21 protein-coding genes and 1 pseudogene are annotated in these 23,863 nt (G+C 46.9%); 4 read left to right on the top strand and 18 right to left on the bottom strand.

Annotated features, from left to right (window positions below; all coding sequences use genetic code 11):
• Positions 1–247 precede the first annotated feature (247 nt).
• The 7 genes and pseudogenes from cobS to MHH50_RS06320 all read right to left on the bottom strand — a co-directional run bounded on the left by cobS (position 248) and on the right by MHH50_RS06320 (position 6,978).
• Positions 248–1,064, bottom strand: a pseudogene (gene cobS / locus MHH50_RS06350) (adenosylcobinamide-GDP ribazoletransferase).
• Complete coding sequence (gene cobU, locus MHH50_RS06345) at positions 1,061–1,609, bottom strand: bifunctional adenosylcobinamide kinase/adenosylcobinamide-phosphate guanylyltransferase (protein ID WP_076137512.1); 549 nt, start codon at positions 1,607–1,609, stop codon at positions 1,061–1,063. The pseudogene cobS and the gene cobU overlap by 4 nt, the downstream one beginning before the upstream one ends.
• Complete coding sequence (gene cobT, locus MHH50_RS06340) at positions 1,606–2,667, bottom strand: nicotinate-nucleotide--dimethylbenzimidazole phosphoribosyltransferase (protein ID WP_340012045.1); 1,062 nt, start codon at positions 2,665–2,667, stop codon at positions 1,606–1,608. The genes cobU and cobT overlap by 4 nt, the downstream gene beginning before the upstream one ends.
• A gap of 95 nt (positions 2,668–2,762) precedes the next feature.
• Positions 2,763–3,926, bottom strand: a complete 1,164-nt coding sequence (locus MHH50_RS06335; RefSeq protein WP_076128136.1) for an aminotransferase class I/II-fold pyridoxal phosphate-dependent enzyme — start codon at positions 3,924–3,926, stop codon at positions 2,763–2,765.
• Positions 3,919–4,851 (bottom strand): D-alanine--D-alanine ligase, encoded by a 933-nt coding sequence (locus MHH50_RS06330; RefSeq protein WP_076128138.1) that lies wholly within the window; start codon positions 4,849–4,851, stop codon positions 3,919–3,921. Before MHH50_RS06330 ends, MHH50_RS06335 begins: the two co-directional genes overlap by 8 nt.
• Positions 4,852–4,864: 13 nt before the next feature.
• Positions 4,865–6,316 (bottom strand): PLP-dependent aminotransferase family protein, encoded by a 1,452-nt coding sequence (locus MHH50_RS06325; RefSeq protein WP_340034103.1) that lies wholly within the window; start codon positions 6,314–6,316, stop codon positions 4,865–4,867.
• Between the two features lie 125 nt (positions 6,317–6,441).
• On the bottom strand, positions 6,442–6,978 hold the full coding sequence (locus MHH50_RS06320; protein ID WP_076194756.1) for an ATP-binding protein: 537 nt from the start codon (positions 6,976–6,978) through the stop codon (positions 6,442–6,444).
• Positions 6,979–7,120: 142 nt separating this feature from the next.
• On the opposite strand from MHH50_RS06320, the gene catA reads away from it, so the two are divergent.
• On the top strand, positions 7,121–7,780 hold the full coding sequence (gene catA, locus MHH50_RS06315; RefSeq protein WP_076185747.1) for a type A chloramphenicol O-acetyltransferase: 660 nt from the start codon (positions 7,121–7,123) through the stop codon (positions 7,778–7,780).
• Between the two features lie 105 nt (positions 7,781–7,885).
• Here catA and MHH50_RS06310 read toward each other — a convergent pair whose 3' ends face one another.
• From MHH50_RS06310 to cobD, 4 genes are all read right to left on the bottom strand, one after another.
• Positions 7,886–8,566, bottom strand: a complete 681-nt coding sequence (locus tag MHH50_RS06310; protein WP_076280085.1) for a histidine phosphatase family protein — start codon at positions 8,564–8,566, stop codon at positions 7,886–7,888.
• An 8-nt stretch (positions 8,567–8,574) separates the two neighbouring features.
• Complete coding sequence (gene cbiB / locus MHH50_RS06305) at positions 8,575–9,534, bottom strand: adenosylcobinamide-phosphate synthase CbiB (RefSeq protein ID WP_340034102.1); 960 nt, start codon at positions 9,532–9,534, stop codon at positions 8,575–8,577.
• A gap of 49 nt (positions 9,535–9,583) precedes the next feature.
• Positions 9,584–10,321 carry an adenosylcobinamide amidohydrolase gene (locus MHH50_RS06300; protein ID WP_076218820.1) on the bottom strand — a complete coding sequence of 246 codons (738 nt, stop codon included), beginning with the start codon at positions 10,319–10,321 and terminating at the stop codon, positions 9,584–9,586.
• 129 nt (positions 10,322–10,450) lie between these two features.
• On the bottom strand, positions 10,451–11,539 hold the full coding sequence (gene cobD, locus MHH50_RS06295; RefSeq protein WP_076280083.1) for a threonine-phosphate decarboxylase CobD: 1,089 nt from the start codon (positions 11,537–11,539) through the stop codon (positions 10,451–10,453).
• A 227-nt stretch (positions 11,540–11,766) separates the two neighbouring features.
• Between cobD and MHH50_RS06290 the strand changes: the two genes are divergently transcribed.
• The gene (locus MHH50_RS06290; protein WP_076128152.1) at positions 11,767–12,768 is read left to right on the top strand and encodes a lipoate--protein ligase; all 1,002 of its coding nucleotides are present in this window, start codon (positions 11,767–11,769) and stop codon (positions 12,766–12,768) included.
• A 90-nt stretch (positions 12,769–12,858) separates the two neighbouring features.
• Here the strand turns inward: MHH50_RS06290 and MHH50_RS06285 are convergent, their stop codons facing one another.
• From MHH50_RS06285 to MHH50_RS06260, 6 genes are all read right to left on the bottom strand, one after another.
• Positions 12,859–13,686, bottom strand: a complete 828-nt coding sequence (locus MHH50_RS06285) for a carbohydrate ABC transporter permease (protein ID WP_036681776.1) — start codon at positions 13,684–13,686, stop codon at positions 12,859–12,861.
• 30 nt (positions 13,687–13,716) lie between these two features.
• A complete protein-coding gene (locus tag MHH50_RS06280; protein WP_038569153.1) occupies positions 13,717–14,592 on the bottom strand; it encodes a sugar ABC transporter permease in 876 nt (291 codons plus the stop codon).
• Between the two features lie 107 nt (positions 14,593–14,699).
• Complete coding sequence (locus tag MHH50_RS06275) at positions 14,700–16,031, bottom strand: extracellular solute-binding protein (protein ID WP_076128153.1); 1,332 nt, start codon at positions 16,029–16,031, stop codon at positions 14,700–14,702.
• 189 nt (positions 16,032–16,220) lie between these two features.
• Positions 16,221–17,420, bottom strand: a complete 1,200-nt coding sequence (locus MHH50_RS06270) for a response regulator (RefSeq protein ID WP_340034101.1) — start codon at positions 17,418–17,420, stop codon at positions 16,221–16,223.
• Positions 17,413–19,224 carry a sensor histidine kinase gene (locus MHH50_RS06265; protein WP_076282015.1) on the bottom strand — a complete coding sequence of 604 codons (1,812 nt, stop codon included), beginning with the start codon at positions 19,222–19,224 and terminating at the stop codon, positions 17,413–17,415. The genes MHH50_RS06270 and MHH50_RS06265 overlap by 8 nt, the downstream gene beginning before the upstream one ends.
• A 59-nt stretch (positions 19,225–19,283) precedes the next feature.
• The gene (locus tag MHH50_RS06260) at positions 19,284–19,997 is read right to left on the bottom strand and encodes a metal-dependent hydrolase (protein WP_076128159.1); all 714 of its coding nucleotides are present in this window, start codon (positions 19,995–19,997) and stop codon (positions 19,284–19,286) included.
• Between the two features lie 228 nt (positions 19,998–20,225).
• Here MHH50_RS06260 and MHH50_RS06255 point away from each other — a divergent pair, with 228 nt between their 5' ends.
• Positions 20,226–21,173, top strand: a complete 948-nt coding sequence (locus tag MHH50_RS06255; RefSeq protein ID WP_340034100.1) for a DMT family transporter — start codon at positions 20,226–20,228, stop codon at positions 21,171–21,173.
• Between the two features lie 12 nt (positions 21,174–21,185).
• A complete protein-coding gene (locus tag MHH50_RS06250) occupies positions 21,186–21,989 on the top strand; it encodes a Cof-type HAD-IIB family hydrolase (RefSeq protein ID WP_036681768.1) in 804 nt (267 codons plus the stop codon).
• Positions 21,990–22,062: 73 nt separating this feature from the next.
• Here MHH50_RS06250 and MHH50_RS06245 read toward each other — a convergent pair whose 3' ends face one another.
• A complete protein-coding gene (locus MHH50_RS06245; RefSeq protein WP_340034099.1) occupies positions 22,063–23,847 on the bottom strand; it encodes an ABC transporter ATP-binding protein in 1,785 nt (594 codons plus the stop codon).
• Between the last annotated feature and the right edge of the window lie 16 nt (positions 23,848–23,863).

The following is a 23,863-nucleotide window of genomic DNA, read 5'->3' as shown; positions in this document are numbered from 1 at the left end:
CAATTACTCAAGATCCACCCTTAGAGCTACCTACAGCAAATTACTCAAGATCCACCCTTAGAGCTACCTACAGCAAACTACTAATGTTCACCCGTGGAGCTACTTACAGCAAACTACTCAATGTTCATCTGCGGAGCTACTTACAGCAAACTACTAATGTTCACCCATGGAGCTACCTACAGCAAATTACTCAAGGTTCATCCGTAGTACCACCTACACCAAATTACTCAAGATTCCCCCGTGGAGCTTACATTAAATTGTGCTGGAGCAGCAATAACACTAGCAGCAGCACAACCTCCAGCAGCTCGTTCAGCGCGCCGTACACGTCGCCGAGTAAGCCCGCCGAGCCGGCTGCTGATCCGCCGCGCAGCCGCGGTGCCGCAGGCCAAGGCCGCGATAAGCAGCAGCAGAGCTGCCGCCAGATGCAGCGGCCACGCGGCTAAGCCAGCGCCGAGCGCCAGTGGCGCAGCGGCGGCGGCCAGCGAGAGCAGCGCGGCGACTGCCAGCGCGCGCCGCTCATGCGAGGAAGCTAGGCCGGCGAAGTTCGCGGCCAGCCCCTCGTCTCCACGGGCAATGGGATAACGCACCATTGCCCGCACCATATACCAGCGGCTCCAGACCGCTGGTACCAAGAGCAGCGGCAGCTCGTAGTAGGCGAAGCCTTCGATTAGAGCTGCCAACAAAGATGCTTTAAACAGCAGGAGCAGCACGCAGGCGAGTACGCCCATCGCACCCACACGGCTGTCCTTCATAATCTCCAGGGCCCGCTCCCGTGGCCGATAGCTGAGCAGACCATCCGCGCTGTCCATCCAGCCATCAAGATGCAACCCGCCAGTGAGACCTACCCACAGCATCAGAGTGAGCACAGCTGCTGGCCAAGCAGGTAAAAGCAATCCCGTCAGGGCTGCTCCAGCAGCTACACACAGCCCAATTGCTGCGCCTACCATGGGATAGAAGATTACACTCCGGCGCAGCAGTTCAGGAGAGAATCCCGGATCACCTTTTACAGGAAATCGGGATAAGAACTGAAAGGCAGCTACGGCCGCATCCCTACGCTCCCTCATAAACGATACTCCCTGCTCTTCAGCTCAATCGGAATTCCAACAGTTACTAGAAAGACCTGTTCGCATTGCCGAGCGATCAGGGCGTTCATTCGTCCCGCCAGATCACGATACAATCGGCCAAGCGCATACTCCGGAACAATCCCGTCGCCAACCTCATTAGTGACCAGAATAAGCGTGCCTTGAAAAGAACGCACACTGTCTTCAAGCCTTGTTATTTCACTCTCAACAAGCTCTTGTCTATTTTCAAAACCTTCCACAGCCAATAATGCATTGGATAACCATAAGGTTAAACAATCTACGAGCACCGCTTTTTCACCCGATAATCGCTTTAGCAGATCTGGTAAATCATACGGTTCCTCAAGTGTCTCCCAAGCGTAACCACTTTCCATTCGTTGATGCTGATGCAAAGCAATCCGTTCCTTCATTTCGTCGTCAAAGGCCTGTCCGGTTGCTACATAGAAGGCCTGATCTGCCAGTGACTGTATCAGTTTTTCTGCAAAACCACTTTTCCCGCTACGTGCGCCTCCCGTTACAAGAATGCTCATCGTTGACCAGCTCCAGAGATGCCTGCACTTTCAAAGGTTGCCATTTCGCTCAAAATGCGGCAGATCGCCTCGATTAAATGAAGGCATAATACTCCCCCTGTTCCCTCACCCAATCGCAGACCGAGGTTAAGCAGCGGTTCAAGCCCAAGCTGCTCCAGCATTAACTTGTGTCCCCGTTCTCCTGATACATGAGACGCTATCATATAAGCGATGGATTCAGGTGCAAGGGCTTTTGCCACAAGCGCTGCCGCCCCCGAAATAAAACCATCCAAAATGATAGGTGTCCGATTAGCAGCCGCACCCAGAATCAGTCCCGCCAAGCCAGCGATTTCCAGTCCGCCAACTTTAGATAATACATCCAACGGATCTGCTGAATTCGGCTGATTTACCTTTAAGGCGCGTTCCACTACTGCAATTTTATGTAGTAAACGTTCATCATCAATTCCCGTTCCTCGTCCCACAGCTACTTCAGGGGCTATTCCTTTGAGAGCACATAGAATGGCAGCACTAGCCGTAGTATTCCCAATGCCCATTTCGCCTGTTATAAAAATCTCCGTGCCGTTCTTAACCGCTTCCTGCGCAACGCTTATCCCAACAAGAAGAGCATTCATGGCATCCTCACGACTCATCGCAGGTCCCACAGCCATATTATCCGTTCCCCGGCGCACTTTACGATCAATTAGATCGACATGACTAAGATCGCCGTTTATGCCGACATCAACAAACTGTACCTCTGCCCCAGCTTGACGTGCCAATACATTCACAGCCGCTCCACCGCTGAGAAAGTTATGGGCCATCTGTAGCGTGACTTCCTGTGGAAATGCGCTAACCCCTTCGCAGCACACCCCATGATCAGCAGCCATCACAACAACTGTTCGTTTGGTGAAACTAGGCTGCTCCGTACCCGAAATTCCAGCGAGCTTAACGGCCAGAGGTTCCAATTGTCCCAAACTGCCCGGAGGTTTGGTCAAAATGTTCAGCCGATGCTCCGCCTTGAGGATGGACTGATCATCAGCCGGAGTGATTTGTTTAATTACGTCTTGAATATCTGAAAGCATATAATTACGACCTCCTATTAAATGTATCCGTATAACCTATTCTATCTCATATTCGCAGAAAAGCCCCCATCTATGATAGAGGGGGACTTCTAGAATTACAACTTCACTTTCATAAAATCTTCGATTCTCTCCAGCGCCTCCGTCAATTTTTGTAAGGAAGCGGCATAGGAGCAGCGAATATAACCCTCTCCGCCTGCTCCAAACACATGACCCGGAACCGCAGCGACACCGACCTCCCTGAGCAGCTGCAAAGCGAAGTCTTCTGATTTCATTCCGGTGTGAGCGATGGAAGGAAAGGCATAAAATGCACCCGCAGGTTCATGGCAAGGTAGTCCTATGGATCGAAATCCACTAACCAGCAGCTTTCTCCGCTCATCGAAGCATTGCTTCATATGTTCCTTATGCTGCATTCCATTGCGCAATGATTCAATCGCAGCAATTTGACCGAGCACTGGGGCACACATCGCAGTGTATTGATGGATTTTTAGCATCGCAGCAATTAATTCTCGATCGCCACAAGCATAACCCACTCTCCAGCCAGTCATTGCAAAAGCTTTGGAGAAGCCGCTAATCACAATCGTCCTTTCCAGCATCCCGGGAAGAGAGGCGATGCTGACATGCTGACTGTCATACGTAAGCTCGGCATAAATTTCATCTGAAATGACCAGTAGGTTATTCTCTTTTACAATCTGTGCAATAGGCAGCCAATCTTCATAAGTCATTACTGCACCTGTAGGATTAGTCGGAAAATTCACCATAAGAAGCTTGGAACGCGGAGTAATCACCTTCCGTAACGCTTCAGCAGTAAGCTTAAACCCCTGCTCGGCCGATGATTCTACCTCCACCGTAACCCCCCCGTTCAAATGGGTAATCGGCGAATATGCGATATAGCTCGGAGAAGGGACGATAATTTCATCCCCAGGTGTAATGAAAGCTCGTAATGCCAAATCCACAGCCTCGCTGCTTCCCACCGTAACCATAATCTCATCGTTTGGCTCATAGCGAAGCTTGAAACTTGTGTGCAGATAAGAAGCGATCTCCTCTCTAAGCTCCAGTAACCCGGAATTTGGCGTATACATCGTTTCCCCATTATTCAAGGCCCGAATACAGGCAGCTCTTACATGCTCCGGTGTAACGAAATCCGGTTCCCCTACACCCAGCGATATAATATCCTGATTCCCCGCACTTAGGTCAAAAAAAGCCCGAATCCCCGAGGGTGCAATCTCCCGCACACGTGGAGCAATCCATTCATTATGCATGGCTGTACACCTCTTCTTTTGCACTCTTTTCCGTTAGGGAAAGGGAGATGATTTCGTCCAGCAGTCCGCTGAAGGTGTAGCCTGCCGCTTGCGCGCTTTTGGGTAAAAGACTGGCCTTCGTCATGCCTGGTAACGTATTCACCTCCAGCACATAAGGAATCCCCTCTTTAAGCAGCATATCAACCCGTGCATACACGCTACATTTTAGTGCTTTGTAACAGCTCAAGGCAGCCTCGCGTACCCGCTCATGCACCTCAGCAGGCAATTCAATGACCCGTTCATCTGCTCCGCCTTCTTCATACTTAGCACTGTAATCGAACCACTCGGCATTTGCTGAGGTTATTCCCAGAATAGGCAGCAGCTCTCCGTTTAGAATAGAACAGGTGATTTCTTGGCCTTGAATGTAGCTTTCAATCAAAATCGACTGATCACAGGCAAAAGCCTTCTGCACTGCGCACAACAGCTCCTCGCTGCTGCTCACTTTTTCCATTCCGATACTCGAGCCGCCTGAACATGGCTTCACCATAACAGGATATCCGAGCCGTTCCACCGCTTCAGCCGAATAATCCTTCATGCTGTCCCAGCATAGCCAATCTGCTGTATTGACGCCTGCGCAGCGCATAAGCTTTTTGGAGAGATCTTTATCCATGCAAATGCTGCTAGACAAAACCCCGCTGCCCGTATACGGAATCCCCATCGTCTCCAGCGTTCCCTGAACCGTACCATCCTCGCCGTAAGCTCCATGAAGTGCAAGCAGTGCGATATCGATCCCCTTTGCCTGCTCAATAAGCTCCTCACGCTTGGTGATCACAATTGGAATAATTTCATATTTATTGGGGTCTAGATTCTTCAATATTTCTCTACCGCTATTCATGGATACCTCATACTCTGAGGATACCCCGCCCATAATTACGCCTACCTTCATCTCAAGCACCTCTTTATCCCATTAGTTGTCGAGCTGTTCTGCCAATAATCTCAATCCCCTTGCGGATATCCTCATCCGTCACTCTGGAGAAACCGATCCGTATCGTATTTTGACCCTTACCGTCTGTGAAGAATATATCTCCTGCTGTAAAAATAACCCCTTGCTCATGACAGGCCGCCAACAGCGTCCTTGTATTAAAGCCCTCCGCGAAGGTTACAAAAAGATGCAGGCCACCGTCCCCTGACAGCGCCGTATAAGGAATACAATCCTTGCAGCATTGCAGGGTTAATTCATACTTTCGTTTGTATTCCGCTCTGGCTTTTTTCAAATACTTTTCTAAATGACCACCCAATAAATACTGATACAAAATGGATTGATCCAGCGTCGAGGTATGAATGGTACGGGCGCGCTTGACGCTTTCGAGGGAATTGATCAACTCCTGATCCGCCAGCACCCAACCTACACGTAGTCCCGGAAATAATACCTTGGAGAAGCTGCCGAGATAAATCACGCTGTTGCCGCTGCCTGCTGCTGCGATAAGTGGAGCCACATGTGAGCCCGAATATCGTAATTCCTCGTTAAAACCATCCTCAATCACCGGGACTTGGTAGCGATTCATCAGCTTCATTAGCCGCTGTCTTTTCTCTGGAGACATTACAATTCCGGTCGGATTATGATAAGAAGGGACGAAGTATGCACAGTCAAAAGCTTGCTGTTGCAATGCTTTCTCCAGCTCCGCCAAATCAATCCCATCACGCTCCATCGAAATCCCGGTGATCTCAAAACCGTTCAGCTTCAAATTTTTGATCGCTGTATGATGCGTCGGATTCTCACAAATGACCGAACCATTTTTTTTACTCAGAGCAGACAATACAATATCGAACCCTTCAGTAAAGCCATTGGTGATCAATATATCCTTGCCTTTCATTTCAACGCCCTTGTGCTCCATATACTGCTTCAAATAGTCTATTAAAGGCTTATACCCTTTGGCATAGCCGTAATTTAGCAGAACGTTGCCTTCCACCGACATCCGATCCATAAAGGACCGCTTCACATTATCCAGATCAAAAAGACTCTCATCAGGCGCTATGCTGGTGAAGGAGATCGTCCCCTTCTCCGCTCGAATCCCGCGCTTCATGATATCCAGTTCCTCTGCCAGCACCGCGTGATCATTGAGACGTGACTTCCAGTCCATCGTCCAGGAAGAGATCGTTTCACTGCCGGGCGGCGTAGCAGCAACATAACTTCCTTGCCCTTGCACGGCATAAGCAAAGCCATCATCCTCAAGCCCTGTATAAGCAGAGATTACGGAGTTGCGGCTAACCTTAAGCAATGTGCTGAGCTCTCGTGTGGAGGGCAGCTTTTGATTGCCTTGCAGACCGCCTTTTATGATTAAGTGCTTCATATAGTCTTTAATTTGTATATACACCGGCCGTCCGGCTATGAGCTTAAAATCCTTAAACATCTCTCAATCGCCCCCATGACTATCATGGCACAATCACTCGCTTAAAAAAAGAACCACAGCCATGGGATTTTAATCCGGCTGTGGTTCTATAAGAGGAAAAATGCCCAAAAAATCAAGTTACAGCTCTATGCTTCGATCACAAGCTCCCCTTCTCCAGCAGGAATCTCAAAACCATTTAAAAACCGGGTTAGTATCTCCTCAGTAATCGGAAATGCGGCATTGGCGTCAAAACGTTCACTCCGGATAAGCAGTCTCTGACGCAATTCATCCGGCTGAACCTTTAAGTGAATCAGTTCCCACACGCCACCATAACTCTCAATGAGCTGCTTGTAATCGTTCCGTCTCTGACGTTGCCAGAAGCTGAAATCGATAACAACATGATGTTTTGCCTGAAGCAGATTCACCAGCTCCCCCCGCAGCTTTATCTCCGACTCTTCCTTATAGGACTCATAATTGTCCTCTGGATAATCCACCCCGAAACGGCCGTGCGTGGCCCAAATATCTTCATCTATCGAAAGTCTGGCGAATCCCTCTTTTTCCAGCTTTTTAGCAAAGGTTGTTTTACCCGACCCCGCTACACCGCACATCATCACTACGCTGGAAGCAACACTCGTACGCTTTTGCTGAAGCAATTTTTCAATAACCAACTTTTCGCTCAGCATTATAAATGCATCTCCCTTCCAATTGATGGTATACTCATCGTTACAAAATACTTTCTCAAGGGATTGTGATAAGGATATGGTGAAATCAGTCCAGCAGACCTCCTAAAATGAAAAATGAAATAATTTTAGGAGGTCATAATAAATGATTTTTAACCCGATTGTCATTGATAACTGGAGTAGAAAACCCTATTTTGAACATTATTTAAACAATGTCAGATGCACCTACAGCATGACTGTAAATATTGATATCACCCTTCTACTGTCAGAGCTTAAGCATAAGGGAATTAAGCTGTACCCAGCACTAATCCACATGATAACTACGGTGGTGAACCGTCATAGTGAATTCCGCACATGTTTTGATTCTGAAGGTAGATTAGGTTATTGGGATAGCTTGTCCCCTAGTTTTACAATTTTCCATGATGATGATAAGACTTTCTCAAGCATCTGGACTTCGTACGGTGAACAGTTTAATGATTTCTATAACCGTTATCTCGATGATATGAAAATGTACGGAAGCGTGAAACAATTTATCGCTAAAGCAAACGAACCACCGAACACCTTCCCTATTTCCAGCATTCCGTGGGTCAGCTTCACAAGCTTTAACCTGAATGTGTATAACGAGGGAACCTACCTACTTCCCATCTTTACGATAGGGAAATATTTTCAGCAAGACAAAAAAATACTATTACCCATCTCGGGGCAATTCCACCATGCCGTGTGCGACGGTTACCATGCCAGCATGCTGTATAATGAATTACAATCACGTGCAGATACCTATAAGGAATGGTTACCTATTACCTAATATCTAATTAACCATGTTATTCTGCTGACAGCAAACGATAGTTCAAACATAAAGGGTTCCACCTATTAGGTTTTCCTAATGACGTGGAACCCTTTTTTCATGTAATCATCCTTTTTCCAAAATATGAGCTTTATCAGCTGACCATTGTCCATGCTGCCAGAGTATTTTTAGTACCATTACATTCCCTGGAGAAGGAGCCACTGCACTGTAGAATGTGAGACCAGGAACTAACTGTGCAAGTAAATTCCTGATTACACCCCCATGCGTCACTACCAATACTCTATTCGATGTAACCTCACTTTTTTTCTCCTTGATAGCACAGCATCCAAATGCAGCCACAGCAGCTTGACCTAGGTCCAACAGGAAACTACGCAACCGAGCATCGAATGCTGTCCACGATTCTCCTTCTGGCGGTGTAACCTTTGAAGGATCATCAATCCAACGTCTATATAGAGAGTTATCTTTCAGCTGCTCATAAGTGCAGCCTTCCCAAGCTCCGAAGTTCATTTCACGAAGCCGCTGATCGTAAACAGCGTCCTGCTCTAGTGAAGGTGCTACGAAAGCCAAGGTCTCCCGACATCTTAGCAAATCGCTACAAAACACACGCCAAAAACCACCTGATAACTCAGTCTGCAGGCAGATCTGCTGCTGAGGTTGGGATAACCGCTCACTTGCGTCAGGAAGCAATGGAAGATCCGTATGTCCCAGGTAACGATGCTCAACATTCCATTTCGTCTGCCCGTGTCGGATAAGCACTAGCTCAAGCTCTATAGAGGGAATTGCCATACCGACGCTCAGCCTCCAATCCATATCCATGCCAAAACCGCGCATAGACCTACAAATATTGAAGAGCAGAGCATCATCATCCGCGAGGTCTGGATGATATCATCCGGTTCCATCGTACGTACCGGATCACCCATATAAGCCCGAAAAGAAGCGACGCCATGATACACATTTTCGCCTCCGAGTCGGATGCCGAGTGCGCCAGCCACAGCTGATTCTGGATAACCGCTGTTAGGGCTTGGATGTAGATGTGCATCCCGCTTCACCATCTGCAGGCATCTGCGCCAATCCAGACGAAGCATCCCTGCACATAGAGCCAAAAGCAATGCCGTAATTCGTGCCGGGATAAAGTTAGCCACATCATCGAGCCGGGCAGATGCCCAGCCGAGATCACGGTATTTATCGTTCTTATAACCAACCATTGAATCGAGTGTATTGACCGCCCGATAAGCCATAGCAAGCGGTGCACCGCCAATCAGCGCGTAGAAAAGCGGAGAAATAATCGCATCGACGATGTTTTCTGCTACGGTCTCCACCGTTCCACGGACAATTTCCGGTGCATCTAGCGAAGTCGTATCACGTCCCACGATCATCCCTAACGCCTTGCGGGCAGCAGGAATATCGCCCTTCTGCAATTCCACGTACACCGCCATTCCTGCATCCTTTAGTCCCTTGGAGGCAATCGTGGTTGAAATCAACCAAACCTCGGCTATCCAGACGAGCCACGGTGAGATAGATGACAGCAGCCATAGCAGGATGGCTGTCAGTGCCCAAGCACCGCCCGCCACACATAGCGGAAGTAACACCCCTGCTCTGCTCAGGCTTTGCGGGCGGGACCATAAACGACGGATCGCCCGCTCCAGAGCCGTGATTGCTTTGCCCATACCAATTACGGGATGAGGCAGGTTACGCGGATCACCTACGATCCGGTCAATCACATAAGCTGCAAGCAACACCAAAGCGATTGTCACAAGCAATCACCTCTGAACAAGCTTCTACTTCTCCAGCTATCCATTCTCATTAGCTATCCTTCCTTGCCTGCACCGACAGCAGGCTGCCCGTCACAGCGCTATATACAAGCCGGCCGATAGCGCCTCCAAGATCGGTTGCTGTTCCGGCATATACATGCTCGGCGCTGTATCGCCCGCTTTGGCTCACAGCGAGTACAATAGCATCCGTAGTCGTGCCGGTTGCGATCAGGCCATTCTCGGGATCGGTAATCCCGAGATCTGCCAGCGCAGCAGCTTTGGCTTCGACAGCTGTCTGCACAGCATTGACCATGGCCGCCGGTGTCAGGCGGCCATCAATGCAGAGCATGATGTTAATCGTACCCGGCCGATACACAGCCAGCACATTGCGTTCCACACCTGCGCGCGCAGCATTTCCTGCAGCGGCTGTAACGCAAACAAATATTCCCGCTGAACCCGTGTCCTCTTCAGCTACCGCTGCATGCTCTAGCGGCACAGCCGTCATCAGACCAGCACAGCCGGATAAAGGATAACCCCAATCGCGCAGCTTATTCTCCATATCCTGGACAGGATCACTACATTCGTAATTGCGATCAACATATAAATTGACGGCCCGCTGCAGCCGGTTCATTCCTCCGCCGTAGAACGCGCTCGATAAACCATCGGCTTCTGCTGGCAGCTCCAGCAGCAGATGCTTATCCTTCCATTGCAGAGCAAGCCCTGGCCAGACGGCCGGACGATACTCCCTGATTCCCCCTGTAAGATTAAATGGAATCTTCACTTCCACCATAGCCGATCCCGCTCCTTTCACCGCTCATTTCTTTCATTGAATACTTACAACCATCCTCGAAAGGATGCCACACCAATAGCGCTGTCAGCTCGCTCCGCACATAGAGTCATTAAAGACTACATGCACCTGTCACTTAGTCGCTAGAATCTCCGCCATCTGCAGCAAAAGGCGGGCATTATCCTCATGTCCCTTAACGGCAACTCGAATATGCTCAGCACCTAACCCTGCATACATAGCGCAGCTGCGCACTAGTATACCTACGCGGCCAAGCCTAGTCTGAAACTCAGCCGCGCTCCACGGTGATGGCAAGCCACAGAGCAGAAAGTTGGCTTCTCCCGGTGGGACATCGCAGCCCAGCTGCATAAGACCCTGCCGCAGTTTTTCGCGTTCTGCTGCAATAAGCTCACGCGTACGCTGTTCATAGTCACGTCCACTTGTAAGGCAGGCTTCCCCTGCGAGCAGCGCCAAGCCGTTCACGCTCCAGGTGACCTGCTTTCCGCTCATCGCCTTCGCCAGCTTCGGATGTGAAATCGCAAACCCGAGACGCAAGCCGGGAATCGCATAAAACTTCGTCATCGACCGCACCAGAACCGTATGCGGAAACCGCTCCAGCTCCGGCAGGAGTGTATTTCGCTCTGACTCCGGGATAAAGTCAATAAAAGCTTCATCCACAGCCAAATAAGTCCCGCAGCTTTCAGCCTTCTGCGCTAACAAGCGCAGTTCCTCCACAGCATACTGAACGCCATTGGGATTATTCGGCTGTCCGAGAAATAACAGTTCCACCTGTTCCAACAGCCCGGCAATCTCCTCCACTCCAGCGCGAAAATGCTGTTCCCTTGTCCCCTGAACCGATAATACTTCAGCCCCAAATTGTACGGAAAGCTGCCGATACTCAGAGAAACAAGGCTCCACGATGCCAACCTTTTGTGGAGCTATCGCCAGCAGCAGCAAAGCCATAGATTCCGCTGCTCCGTTGCCCACAGTTAACCAGCTATTATCTACGCCAAGATTTTCCGCCAGTAGGCGTTTGAAGCGTCGGTGTCCAGGATCCGGATATGCTACCACCGTTGACAGTGCTGTTCTGAGCAGCTCCAAAACTTGCGGTGGAGGACCGAGCGGATTGATGTTAGCACTATAGTCGAGAAATGTGCCTCCAGCTTCCCCATAGAGCTCCGCTGCCGTCAGCAAATCACCGCCATGGCCATATTTTTCAAGCATATTTACACTCCCTCTATCTACTTTCTCTAGCACGATATGTATGTCATTGCCACCATTATTGCCTCTTTGCCGGAAGAACGTCAATGCTTTCGCAGAAGGAATCAGCTAAATCCCCCGCTTCCCTCAAACCGACATGAATCTCAACAATGTGATCTCTTTTGTTAAAAAACCGCTTTTGGTTTAAAATGAAGGTTGTAATCAATTTTGCTGCGACGGAGGAATTCACTATGCTTTTTATTGATAACACAGGGATTACTGACGCATCCATCAATTTGGCGATTGAGGAATATGCGCTGAAGCACTTGCCGATGGACGAGAGTTACCTGCTTTTTTATATCAACAGCCCATCCATCATCATAGGGAAACATCAGAATACTATCGAAGAAATTAACCAAGAGTATGTAAAAGATAATAATATTCAGGTCGTACGTCGTCTATCCGGCGGTGGAGCTGTTTATCACGATCTTGGAAATTTGAACTTCAGCTTTATTACCAAGGATGACGGCCAATCCTTTCATAACTTTTTGAAATTTACCCAACCGGTCATCGATTACCTGCAAAGCATGGGTGTTAACGCCGAGCTAAGCGGACGGAATGACCTGCAAGTTGGTGAGCAAAAGATTTCCGGTAACGCTCAGTTCTCCACACGCGGACGTATGTTCAGCCATGGTACCTTGATGTTCAATCTTAATTTAGATGATGTACAAGCCTCTCTAAAAGTGAATCCAGAGAAGTTTAAATCAAAGAGCACCAAATCCGTACGCAGTCGTGTAGCGAATATCAAAGAGCTGCTGGGTACAGATATGACGATCGAGGAGTTCCGCGCCGGCCTGCTGCGTTCGATCTTTGGTATGGATCCTTCGGAGGTTCCTCAGTACAAGCTGCAACAAGCCGACTGGGACAAAATTAATGAGATCTCCAAGGAGCACTACCAGAACTGGGACTGGAACTACGGTCTGTCACCAAAAAGCAACGTTAAACACACGCGCAAATTCCCTGCCGGAATTATTGATATTCGGATGGATATTGAAGATTCCCTCATTAAAGACATCAAAATCTATGGTGACTTCTTCGGAGTCGGTGACGTAGTAGATGTTGAAAATGCACTTCGTGGCAAACGTTATGACGAGGCTGAGGTTAGAGAAGCATTAGCTGATCTCGATTTGAAGCATTATTTCGGTCGTATTGAGCCGGAGGATTTTATCGGATTGGTCTTCCTAGAGGAATAGGATGAATTCACTGGTCATGATTTGAATCAAAAAGAGGACTCCTGCGCATTCGCCAGGAGTCCTCTTTTGCATGAATTAATACTCTTCGCTTTATCCTTTTACAGCAGATCCAACTGTCATAGCCCGTTCTACCTGCTCACTAAAGAACAAATAGACAATAACCATTGGCAGACTCGCCATCGTCATAACCGCCCCCATGCCACCCCAGTCTGTGCTGTATTGGCCTTGGAAGAACAATAGACCCAGCGGCAGTGTTTTCATCCCCTCATCAGAGATCAGAATATAAGCCAGCAAAAATTCATTCCAGTTGTTCAGAAATTGAAAAATGGCTACTGTTGCGACAGCTGGCGTTACAACCGGCACAATAATCTGCAGAAACATCCGGTATACATTCGCGCCGTCCATACAAGCGGATTCCTCCAGCTCCCCAGGGATACCCTTCATAAAGCCGTAGAATACCAGACAAGAGAACGGCAATCCAATGGCGACATAAGGAACAATCAGCCCACCGTAGGTATTAGTCAGATGTAAGTCCCGCACGAGTATAGCAAGTGGAATCATAATTACCTGCAGCGGCATGAACATTCCGATCGTCATATACAATCTGACCCCTTCACGGAATCTCCACCGCAGCCGGGAAATTGCGAATGAGAACATCAGCGATAATATGATAATAAGTAGCGTTGAAATCGTAGAGACTACCAAGCTATTCGTAAAATATCGCGGTATATTGAACTGTGACCAAGCGGCCACATAGTTTTCAATCCGGAAATTAGTCGGAAATCCGAAAGGGTTGGTGACAAAAATCTCATCGTTATTTTTCAGAGAATAAGAAATCATCCATAATAGCGGATAGATGGAAATGATAAAATAAATCCATAAGGGAAGCTGTATGAGCAATGCTCTCACTTTTTTCATAACGTTCCTTTTCCTTTCCGGCGTACTGCCTTATGCTTCATTTCGGTCAAATGTCTTGTTGATAATAATGGTGGCCAGAAGCGACAGAAGGACAAGCACAACCGATACCGCACAGGCATAGCCGTAGTTGCTTTCCAAGAAAGCATAACGATAAATCATAAAGGTAAGCGTATAGTTGCTCGTTCCCGGTCCGCCGTTAGTCATAATCAACATTTGTACAAAAGCACCGATTCCTGAAGTAATGGCAATGATCAGACAGAATTTGAACGTCTCCTTCATCATTGGAATCGTCACCTTACGATGCGCCATCCATTTGGAGCAACCGTCAATCGTGGCAGCTTCCATGTACTGCTCAGGGACAGATTTAACCCCCGCATATAAAAGACTGAACTGGTAACCCATGAACTGCCAGGCATTAACAAAGGCAATCGCAATTATGGATGTGGTTGGAGAAGTGAGCCAGTTTTGTTGATAAGGAATATGCAAAATTTCAAAAAGTCTATTGATCAATCCGTTATTCGGATCGTAGATGGCAATCCATAGCTGACAAACAACCGTAACCGACAGAACTACGGGGATAAAATAAGCTGTTTTCAACAACTTACGCCCTTTGATTCGCGGATCGGCACAGGCAAGCGCAAGAATGGTTCCCAATCCGATCTGAAATACAGCGAGCACCAGTGCAAAAATAAGGCCGTTACGAAGGGATGTCAAAAGCAATGGATCATCAAACATCTCTACATAGTTGGACAATCCGTTAAAAGTAGCCGTACTGAGCCCGTCCCACTCGAAAAAGCTACGATAAAAGGATTGAAGCACCGGATAGATAATCACTACGCTATAAATCAACAGTGCGGGAAGCAGAAACAGCATTATGGCTTTCTTATTACCTAAGTATTTATGCATGCGGTAAGATTCCACTCCTTCCTTACCAAGCTGCTCACCCGATATAAGGGCTCGATCCGGGTGAGCTGCAGGGCATGGACCAATTTTTATTTATTTTATTTCTCTAATTATTTATTTTCTTTGTTCAGCACTCGGTTCATGTTATCCGTGAACTGCTTAGCCGAGAATCCTTCGATCAACATATTTTGTGTATTGTCGTCCAGTGCATTTTTAATTTGAACACTACTTACCGCATTGGCGTAACCCTTTACGTTTGGCAGCACTTCTTCAGCGATTCTTTTCATCATGGCAGGCACTTCACCGGTCATTTCTTTATCCACTTTAGTCGCTACGATCGGGCTACCCAGCTGTGTATATTTGTATTCGCTATATTTTTGTGCGATAAAACTAGCTACTTTCACTGCGGTCTCAACATTCTTGCTGCTAGGAGAAACGGCAAAACCACCAGGGCCTCCGGCACCGTTAATGTACATTTTGTTGTTCTCATAAGTCGCTTCGTCCTTAGCTGGCCAGTACATCCAATCCACTTTATCCCCAAGCTTCTCAGCACTGCTGTAGATTTCCCACTGACCGTTGACGAACATGCCAGCTTTTCCTTGGTAGAACAAAGATGAGGCTTGATCATAATTGGTATTCGTAGCATTGACGTCGAACAAGCCTGCTTCTTCCAGCTTCTTCATTTGTTCTGCTGCTGTTACATAAGGCGAAGGCAAAGTTGTCGTTCCCTTCGTTTCGAGTGGGCCAAACCCTTTCGTCTCCTCACGAGTCACAAGTCCGCTATAAAAAGAAGTAGTGATCCATTTCTCCTTCGCGAAAATTGAGAGCGGTGTATACCCTGCTGTAGAAAGCTTCTTAGCCGCTTCAGCCAGCTGATCGATCGTCTTGATCGGCATCTCGATGCCTACCTCTTTAAAGATATCCTTGTTGTAAAACAACATTTGGAATTCAATTCCCGTATATGGGAATGCGTATACATGACCGTCTGGGGCAATTAGACGGGACTCATTCCCTGTGTTTAGATTCGCTTTGAAATCTTTGGTGGCTTGGTATTCATCAAGCAGCTCGACATTTTTAGATTTGGCGAAGGTTTGCAGCGTAGGCCAGTCTGTTTCATAAATATCCGGCATGTTCCCAGTCGCGGCATATGTTTTCAGCTTCTGGTAGCCGTCTTGAACAGCCTCATCCAGTACAATCTCCACCTCCGGCATTTCCTTTTTTAATTCCTCTACGGCATAATCAAATGGCTTTGAAGTATCTTCGTCAAAATGCTGTGCATAAATTTTTATTTGAATTTTCTTATCGGTGTTCCCAGCGGTCGTATTGGAATCTTCAGAGGTTGAACCACCGTTTCCGGCATTGTTACCACCACAGGCTGTAAGTGAGAAAGCTAAGGATAAAACGGTTGCAACCCCCAGTGTTCTGAATAGCTTGTTGCTCATAATGAATCCCCTTTCTGATGCTCTATTTAGTGGAGCTAGTTGAAATCGCTATTTGTTAGCGTTTTCATCGTCCTGTTTCTATTATATTTGAGCCTTGAAGACCCAAAAAGAGCCATATCGGGCACAATCGGTAATAAACAGGACAAAATGAAAGCGGCCTCACCAGAGAGCCGCCACCAAATTTGTTTATTAAATTTCATTATTAACGCCAATATGGCGGGAACGGGCAGCCAGCTGCTCAAATTCAGACGGCGGCATGCCATAGTGTTTTTTAAAGCATTTACTGAAATAATTCGGATCATTATAGCCCACTTTACCGGCGATTTCAGACAGTCTCACATTTCCTCCAGCAAGCAGTTCCTTGGCCTGCTTCATACGAGTATAGGTAATGAAATCAAGTACAGAGATTCCACCTTCTTTTCGAAAAACCTTCCGTAAATAGCTGGTATCTACATACACGCCATTCGCCACCTGGTCAACTGTCAGCTCACAATCGGAATAATGCTCCCGGATGTACTCTTTGGCGGCAATGAATAAATTGTACGACTTAGAGGGGCGGTGCTCACGACCTTGATCAATGACTTTACTGTACAAGCCTTTTATCCAGCTTTCAGTCTCATCCCAGTTATCCATCTCCCATAGCCGCTGCTCTGATGAACCTGCTGGTTTCCAGAGACTTTCCGGATTGATCCCTCTTTCTCCAGCATAGGCAAGGCAAAGGGATACTATACTCATTAATAGAGTAAAGGAATAGCTGCCTCCCCCTCTCTGGCGTCGTAGAATCTCAATTAATTTGCTTATGTCCTTCGCCGCTGCATCGCCATCCCCCATCTTTAACGCCATCAGCATGGCATCCTGAATTCCAAGATGAGTGATTTCTTTGGATGGAAAGGAGAACTCCTCTATCCCTTCAGAGGAATTCTGCTCGTCCATTTGGAGTGGAAAGAGCTTACTAGAAGCCGTCCCTTCTGCAATTATTTCCGGCTTACCAGCTTTGCGTGCACCTATTTTATGTGACTGAAGGCGCTGCTTCACCTTGATCATCATCTCGTTAAACTCTTGCTGGTTAAACGGTTTCAATAAATAATCTTGTACACCTAAGCGAATCGCTTTTTGCGCATAATCAAATTCATTGTGCCCTGTTACAAAAACAATCAGCATATCAGGAGCATTGGCCTGTAACCGGGTAACCAGCTCCATACCGTCCATATAGGGCATGCTAATGTCCACTAAAGCCAAATCAGGTTTCGTCCGTTCCGCTTCTTCCAGCGCTTCTCTGCCATTTGACGCTTCACCACAGACACTGAAATCATATTTACTCCAATCCAGCTTGGTCCGCATATAATAACGAAACAGCGGCTCGTCATCTACAACCATCACTTTATACATCTATGCTGCCCCCCTGCGCTTCCGTTCCGGGAATCGTCATTTTCATAACAGTACCCTTTCCCAGTCTACTTTCCACCGATAGGCCATATGGTTCTCCAAAATACAGCTTAATCCGTTCATGAACGCTGTATATACCAATGGATGCCGGTTTTCCTTCTCGTGAGCGGTATTCTACAATCCGGGACACCTGTTCCTCGGACATGCCAACACCGTTATCCTCCACGGTAATGATAACTTCTCTTCCGTGTGTATAAGCCTCTATTGAGATAAGCCCCTGACTACCCTTTGTTTTTAATCCATGGTAGATTGCATTCTCTATGAGTGGCTGTAGGGACAATTTGGGTACCTTGACTCCTTCGAGAGATTTCGGGATATTAATCTCGTAACGTAATACGTCGGGGTTGCGAACCTGCATAATAGCCAAATAATCAGCTGCATTTGATACTTCCTCGGACAGTGGAATAACCTCGTTTCCTTTGCTAAGAACAACCCGATAGAAGTCTGCCAGTGCCTTGGTCGTATCCCGAGCCGCTTCATTAAGCTCCAAATCGTTGAGTACATAAATCGTATCCAGTGTGTTGTACAGAAAATGTGGTTTAATCTGGGCATGAATCAGAGCTAGTTCATATTCACGTTTCCGGACTTGTTCGTTCGTAATCGTCCGCATCAGCTCCTGGATACGACCAACCATAGAATTGAATACGGTGGAGATCAACCCCGTCTCATCCTCTGTAGTCACTGGTGAGGTGACATTCAGATCGCCTTCCCTTACTTTACGCATCGCCTTCGTCACCTGAAGAAGCGGATTTACGATAATCTGTGACAGCTTTCCTGCAAGCAGCAGAGACAGTAACAGGCATCCAATTCCCACGAATATAGTTAACGTTATATTACGGTGAATATCAGCGGTTAACTTTTGCAGCGAAATGGTATTCACAAGCTTCCAATTCAGCTTATCATAATACGTCACTGTGACCAGCTCTCGCCCGCTCCCCCTGCCGATAATTTCCGAGACAGAGCTTCCCGTCTTCCTAAGACTATCGTTCAGTCTGTCCTCAGGCTTCAGTAGGAGCTTTGATTTATCAGGTGTAGACACGGTCCTTTGCGTTCCGTCTACTATAAAATATTTCTTGTCCGAAGAGGTTTCTCTAGCGGTTTCCAGAAAAGCAGAGAGAGCATCTTCTTTTACGTTCACAAATAATGTACCTATTAGGTTGCCCGTTTTAAGATTGTACACGACTTTACTTAGTGTGAGCACCGGAACTGCCGGATCACTAACCAGATAATCTCTCTGTTCCATAGGAAGCCAACGGTTGACTCCGTAGCTGCCTTTTTCTTTAGCCTTCTCCAGCATATCGCTGGTGAATACCTTCTGCTCGTTAGAATTACCGTAGGCGTAAGAGGAATAAATCTGGCCTTCCGTATCCACAAACACAGCAGAATCAACATCCGGAAAAATAATCAGATCGATAGAAAGCTGGCTCTGCATTAAATTGCGAAACCGCGTCTGCTCCACTGTCGAGGATAACAACGGACGTTCAGCATACATCCGATGGATGTCGGTAGTTATAATGTTGGCACTACTCTCCGTATTTTTTACAATCGTATCTATTTGCTGCATGATGAGCTTGGATTCATCTTTAAAATTGTACTTAGCCTTTTCGATCATCGAACGGCTGAACATCTGTCCTGAGAGCAAGCCTAAAGCAAGCAATGGAAAAATGATCAACGGTATAAAAATAAGGATAATTTTATTACGAATCTGCAATCTTCCAAACCACTTCACTAAGGAATCCCCCCGCATAACAGCCGCCTCCTGTGTGTTCTAGCGGTAATTCATTATGTGCTTCATATCCGTAAATCTCAAGGAGAAAGTATAAATACATATACAACTAGGGCTAGTGTCAGCAGGATAAAAACATTCTCTACAGCTCCACCTTTTTTCGTGCCTGTACTCATTAGCTTTAGACGCAGCTTAAATGGAATGGGCGGCAGGGGCGTAATTCCCCTTTGGGTGAGAGAGTCGGCTAATAGATGAAGCGCATAAGACATGCCGCCTGCTATCCATAGACTGCCACCATCCTGTATACCCGATGAAGCAAAATACAATAAAGTGCTCCAGCCTGCAACAGCATATAAGGTATGAGTCAATCCACGATGCGGGACAAGTGATGTAACTACGAGTATACAAGCTACTATGTAGTTCCAAGGGTCATATGCCCCTCCGTATGCAAATACCGCAGTAGCGATTAGTACCATCACCAGATGCCGCAGCTTTCTTCCCGGCAGGAAAGTCACACTCCCCACAAGTAGGGCCAGTACAATATTCCAAGGGCTTTCAACGATTCCTGCAAAATAAAGATAAATCGCTGCTCCTATCAAAGCAACCTGTAGTACCCTGAGCAGAAAGTCAGGAATCGCCTTGCGTACCAGTAACGAATTCGGTTCATCAATGTCTGGCAGGAGCGAGCTTAATGCGGCGACAGCAATAACCGGGATTGTAATCTCATGGGCCATCAAACTCATAACAGATAGGGTAACCCCGGTGCTGATAATTAAATGGGATCTGCCCATCATAGTGAAACCGCTCCTTTCTAAGATGCAAAAACAAGAACAAATGTGCGGTTATCGAAGTATATCAAGACCCGGTTTTTTTGTCTACATAAAACGCTGAAATCGCTTAGTATATAAGCCTTTACGCGATTTCTATCTTGTCCTCCCCATGAATATACGATACAATTTGGACAACTTGACCTTGTCGTCTACATAGAGACGGCAGCTGCTGAAGAAAGGATGACCTAAGTAGTGAAGCGTTCCCGTATAGCCGATTTTAGCCTGCTATTGGTGGCGATGATGTGGGGATGTACCTTTCTGATTGTACAAAATGCTGTCAAGGTGTTGCCACCGCTCGCGTTTAATAGTATCCGCTTTATGGGCGCTGCCCTGTTGCTGGCTCTAATCACAGTTATTTTTTACCGCAAGGATTGGAAACAGCTTAGTTTCCGCATGGTACGCGATTCTCTGCTGCTTGGCCTTTTTTTGTTTATGGGCTATGGCTTTCAGACGATGGGACTTCTATATACAACAACCTCTAATACCGGCTTTATTACCGGGCTATCGGTTGTCCTAGTTCCCTTTCTGTCTCTTGCCCTATTGAAGCATGCGATTTCACGATACACTTGGTTCAGTGCGGCACTCGCCGCAATCGGGCTTTATCTGTTGACCTTCACGGGCTCTGCATTATCCTTGAATAAAGGCGATGCCTTGATTCTTCTGTGTGCCGTAGCTTTTGCGTTACAGGTAGCCTATACTGGCGTTTATGCACCTCATTATCCGGCGTTGCCGCTAGCTACTCTGCAGCTTGCTTTCGTTGGGCTGTTCAGTATTGCTGCCTCGCTTATTTTTGAAGGGGCAACACCGCTCGCCCACAGCGGGGAGCTGATTAAGGACCCAGATGTGCTTTGGGCTCTGCTGATCTCCATCGGGCCAACCAGCGCTTTTGCCTTCTGGATTCAAACCGCCTGTCAGAAATATACTACCCCATCACGGGTAGCCATTATTTATGCCACAGAACCGGTATTTGCCGTTCTGACGGGTTTAGCCTTTGGCGGGGAAACACTCGGGTTGTCCGCTCTGCTCGGTTGTGGTTGTATTCTGGGGGCTATGCTTATGGCAGAGCTGAGCCCGGAACCGGGTCAGAATCAACATAAGAAGAGTTATTTTTCCAAATTACATCTATTTAGAAAGAGATAAGGAGAGAGACAAATGTACAAATTGATCGCGATTGATATTGATGACACTCTGATTAATGATGACAAGGAAGTAACACCTGCTACCCAAACTGCGCTTGAAGAGGCTGTTGCCGCAGGTGTTGTTGTAACCCTTGCTACAGGCCGTGCTTACGCTTCCGCTCAAGCCATTGCCCGTCAAACTGGACTAAACGTACCTATCATTACTTACCAGGGTGCACTCGTTAAGAACTTGCTCGATGAAAAAGTACTGTATGAGCGTTACGTCCCGCAAGATGCAGTCCGCAAGCTGTTCACTTACTGCGTGGAGCATAATCTGCATCTGCAAACTTACATTGACGACAAGCTATATGCCCGTGAAGACAACCAAAAGATCAAAGACTATACGGACTTGAATAAAACGCAATATTTTATTGAGCCTGACTGGGAAAAGCTTGTTCCGCAAAAAACACCAAAAATGCTAATTATCGATGATCCTGATTTCTTGGATGAACTGGCTCCAATCCTGCATGAATTGCTTGGCGATTCCGTGCATATTACCAAATCCAAACCACACTTCCTGGAAATCATGCATCATGAAGGAACCAAGGGCATTGCACTTGAATTCCTAGCCAAACATTACGGCTGTGATCTTTCCGAGACCATTGCTGTAGGTGATTCTTGGAACGACCATGAGATGCTGGAAGCTGCCGGACTTGGCGTCGCTATGGAGAATGCTATTCCTGCTCTGAAAGAAATTGCTGATTTCGTGACCTTAAGCAACAATGACGATGGCGTGAAATATGCGATTGATAAATTCATTCTTAATAAAGTGAACTAAACTTCCTTAAGTAAAAGGGTGCAGCAACGCCATATTTTATGACGTTGCTGCACCCTTTTTTATTTCCAAAAACTCAAACTCCTGTAGAAGCTAATTCCACTTTCTCGGGTCCCATTCCACTCTCTTCTTCCTGCTCTAGCTGAGAATAGTACAAATCATTATATCTTCCTTCAGCAGCAAGCAGTACATCATGCGTTCCACTCTCCACAATTTCACCATTCTCCATCACGAGAATGATATCAGCGTTCTGAATCGTAGATAAACGGTGCGCGATAACGAGTGTAGTTTTGTCCCCCATTAGTTTACGAATGGCCTGCTGTACCAGTTTTTCTGATTCATTGTCAAGTGCAGCAGTAGCTTCATCCAACAGTAGAATAGGAGCGTTTCTTAGAATTGCTCTTGCAATGGAAAGCCGCTGACGTTGTCCCCCGGACAGTCGTGAGCCTTCCTCACCAATATCAGTATCCAGTCCCTCAGGCAATTCCATTACAAAATCATAGGCATTCGCTTTTCGCAAAGCTTCCAGAATTTCTTGCTCATCCGCCTCTGGATTTCCATTCCGGATATTATCACGAATGCTTCCTGTATAAAGACCTGCCTCTTGCGGCACATAGGAAAAATAACTTCTAAGCTTAGCCAGACTCATCTCGTTGATCCGCTGCCCATTGATTATTACTTCGCCCTCATCGGGTTCATACAATCCCAGCAATAGTTTGAAAAGCGTAGATTTACCTCCACCACTCGGTCCCACAACCGCCATCTGTGTTCCTTTTTGAAGCTCTAAGCTGATCTTGTTTATACTTTGTCTCTCTGCTCCCGGATACGAGAATGAGATCGACGACATAACCATACTCTCAAATTCTGGTTGCTTAGTCTTCACTTCTGGAAGGGTCTCAACCTCCACCGGGCTATCCAACACCTCAAAGATCCGTCCCGCCGCCCCAAGTGATTGCTGCATCGAATTGATCAGTCCCGGCAATGACGAGAACGGCATCACTAAATAATTCATGAGCTGGATGAAAGCAATCATCGCACCGACCTCAAGTGATCCTTTTGCCACAAAATAACCAGCCACGACCAGCGCCAGAAGAAACGTAAAGTTTCCCAAAAATGAGGAGAATGAGCCAGTAGCTCCCTCAATTCTTCCCCGCTTCAATTCTTCAGAAGTAATATTCTCACTATGCTCCTGATACTGCTTCATTAGTCTGCGTTCAATGCTAAAGGATTTAAACACCATACTACTGCCTAGAATGTCATGTAAAAAGGAAGTAATCTTGCTCATATTAGTCTGAATCTTCACACTGTTCTCACGCATCGCTGAACCAAAGATTTTTCCCGTAAGGAACATCAAAGGCCCCATTGCAAAACAGATCAATGCCAGTAGCCAGTTAATATAGAGCAAATAACCAAAAGCCGCGAGGGCTAGTAAAGGGTTACGGATTAGATCAATCATTACCTCGCCTGTAGCATTACCAACAGATTGATTATCATTAGTAAAGCGGGACAATAAATCCCCGGAATGATTACGGTCAAAATAAGACTGAGGAAGAGCTAAGGCATGCCGCATCATATCCAACCGCAGCTCATTTCTGATCTTAGCTGCGATTTTATTTTTGAGATATCGATCGATGAAACCATTAATTGCACTCACTAATAAGTAGATTAATCCGAAAATAACCAGCCCTTTAAAAGCTTTCACATCGAGTCTAACCGCAGCATCCGTAATTACTGAGAGCAGCCAAGCAATCGTTAAATCCAGAACAATCCCAAATAAAGTCGTAAATAATAAAATCGTATATAAGAGCTTGTGCCTTAACATATATGTACTTAATCTTGAAAATACGCCTTTCTGCTTCAAAGAACCAGCCCTCTCA

Source organism: Paenibacillus sp. FSL H3-0302 (assembly GCF_037982245.1).
GTDB lineage: Bacteria > Bacillota > Bacilli > Paenibacillales > Paenibacillaceae > Paenibacillus_AQ > Paenibacillus_AQ odorifer.
Note: the sequence above shows the minus strand (reverse complement) of the source record. Positions and strands in the feature narration are given on the sequence as shown.

Bases quoted from the DNA above. Each gene is read 5' to 3' on its own strand.
- cobU (WP_076137512.1), bottom strand. From the start codon at position 1,609: ATGAGCATTCTTGTAACGGGAGGCGCACGTAGCGGGAAAAGTGGTTTT.
- cobT (WP_340012045.1), bottom strand. From the start codon at position 2,667: ATGCTTTCAGATATTCAAGACGTAATTAAACAAATCACTCCGGCTGAT.
- MHH50_RS06335 (WP_076128136.1), bottom strand. From the start codon at position 3,926: ATGCATAATGAATGGATTGCTCCACGTGTGCGGGAGATTGCACCCTCG.
- MHH50_RS06330 (WP_076128138.1), bottom strand. From the start codon at position 4,851: ATGAAGGTAGGCGTAATTATGGGCGGGGTATCCTCAGAGTATGAGGTA.
- MHH50_RS06325 (WP_340034103.1), bottom strand. From the start codon at position 6,316: ATGTTTAAGGATTTTAAGCTCATAGCCGGACGGCCGGTGTATATACAA.
- MHH50_RS06320 (WP_076194756.1), bottom strand. From the start codon at position 6,978: ATGCTGAGCGAAAAGTTGGTTATTGAAAAATTGCTTCAGCAAAAGCGT.
- catA (WP_076185747.1), top strand. From the start codon at position 7,121: ATGATTTTTAACCCGATTGTCATTGATAACTGGAGTAGAAAACCCTAT.
- MHH50_RS06310 (WP_076280085.1), bottom strand. From the start codon at position 8,566: ATGGCAATTCCCTCTATAGAGCTTGAGCTAGTGCTTATCCGACACGGG.
- MHH50_RS06300 (WP_076218820.1), bottom strand. From the start codon at position 10,321: ATGGTGGAAGTGAAGATTCCATTTAATCTTACAGGGGGAATCAGGGAG.
- cobD (WP_076280083.1), bottom strand. From the start codon at position 11,539: ATGCTTGAAAAATATGGCCATGGCGGTGATTTGCTGACGGCAGCGGAG.
- MHH50_RS06290 (WP_076128152.1), top strand. From the start codon at position 11,767: ATGCTTTTTATTGATAACACAGGGATTACTGACGCATCCATCAATTTG.
- MHH50_RS06285 (WP_036681776.1), bottom strand. From the start codon at position 13,686: ATGAAAAAAGTGAGAGCATTGCTCATACAGCTTCCCTTATGGATTTAT.
- MHH50_RS06280 (WP_038569153.1), bottom strand. From the start codon at position 14,592: ATGCATAAATACTTAGGTAATAAGAAAGCCATAATGCTGTTTCTGCTT.
- MHH50_RS06275 (WP_076128153.1), bottom strand. From the start codon at position 16,031: ATGAGCAACAAGCTATTCAGAACACTGGGGGTTGCAACCGTTTTATCC.
- MHH50_RS06270 (WP_340034101.1), bottom strand. From the start codon at position 17,420: ATGTATAAAGTGATGGTTGTAGATGACGAGCCGCTGTTTCGTTATTAT.
- MHH50_RS06265 (WP_076282015.1), bottom strand. From the start codon at position 19,224: ATGCGGGGGGATTCCTTAGTGAAGTGGTTTGGAAGATTGCAGATTCGT.
- MHH50_RS06260 (WP_076128159.1), bottom strand. From the start codon at position 19,997: ATGATGGGCAGATCCCATTTAATTATCAGCACCGGGGTTACCCTATCT.
- MHH50_RS06250 (WP_036681768.1), top strand. From the start codon at position 21,186: ATGTACAAATTGATCGCGATTGATATTGATGACACTCTGATTAATGAT.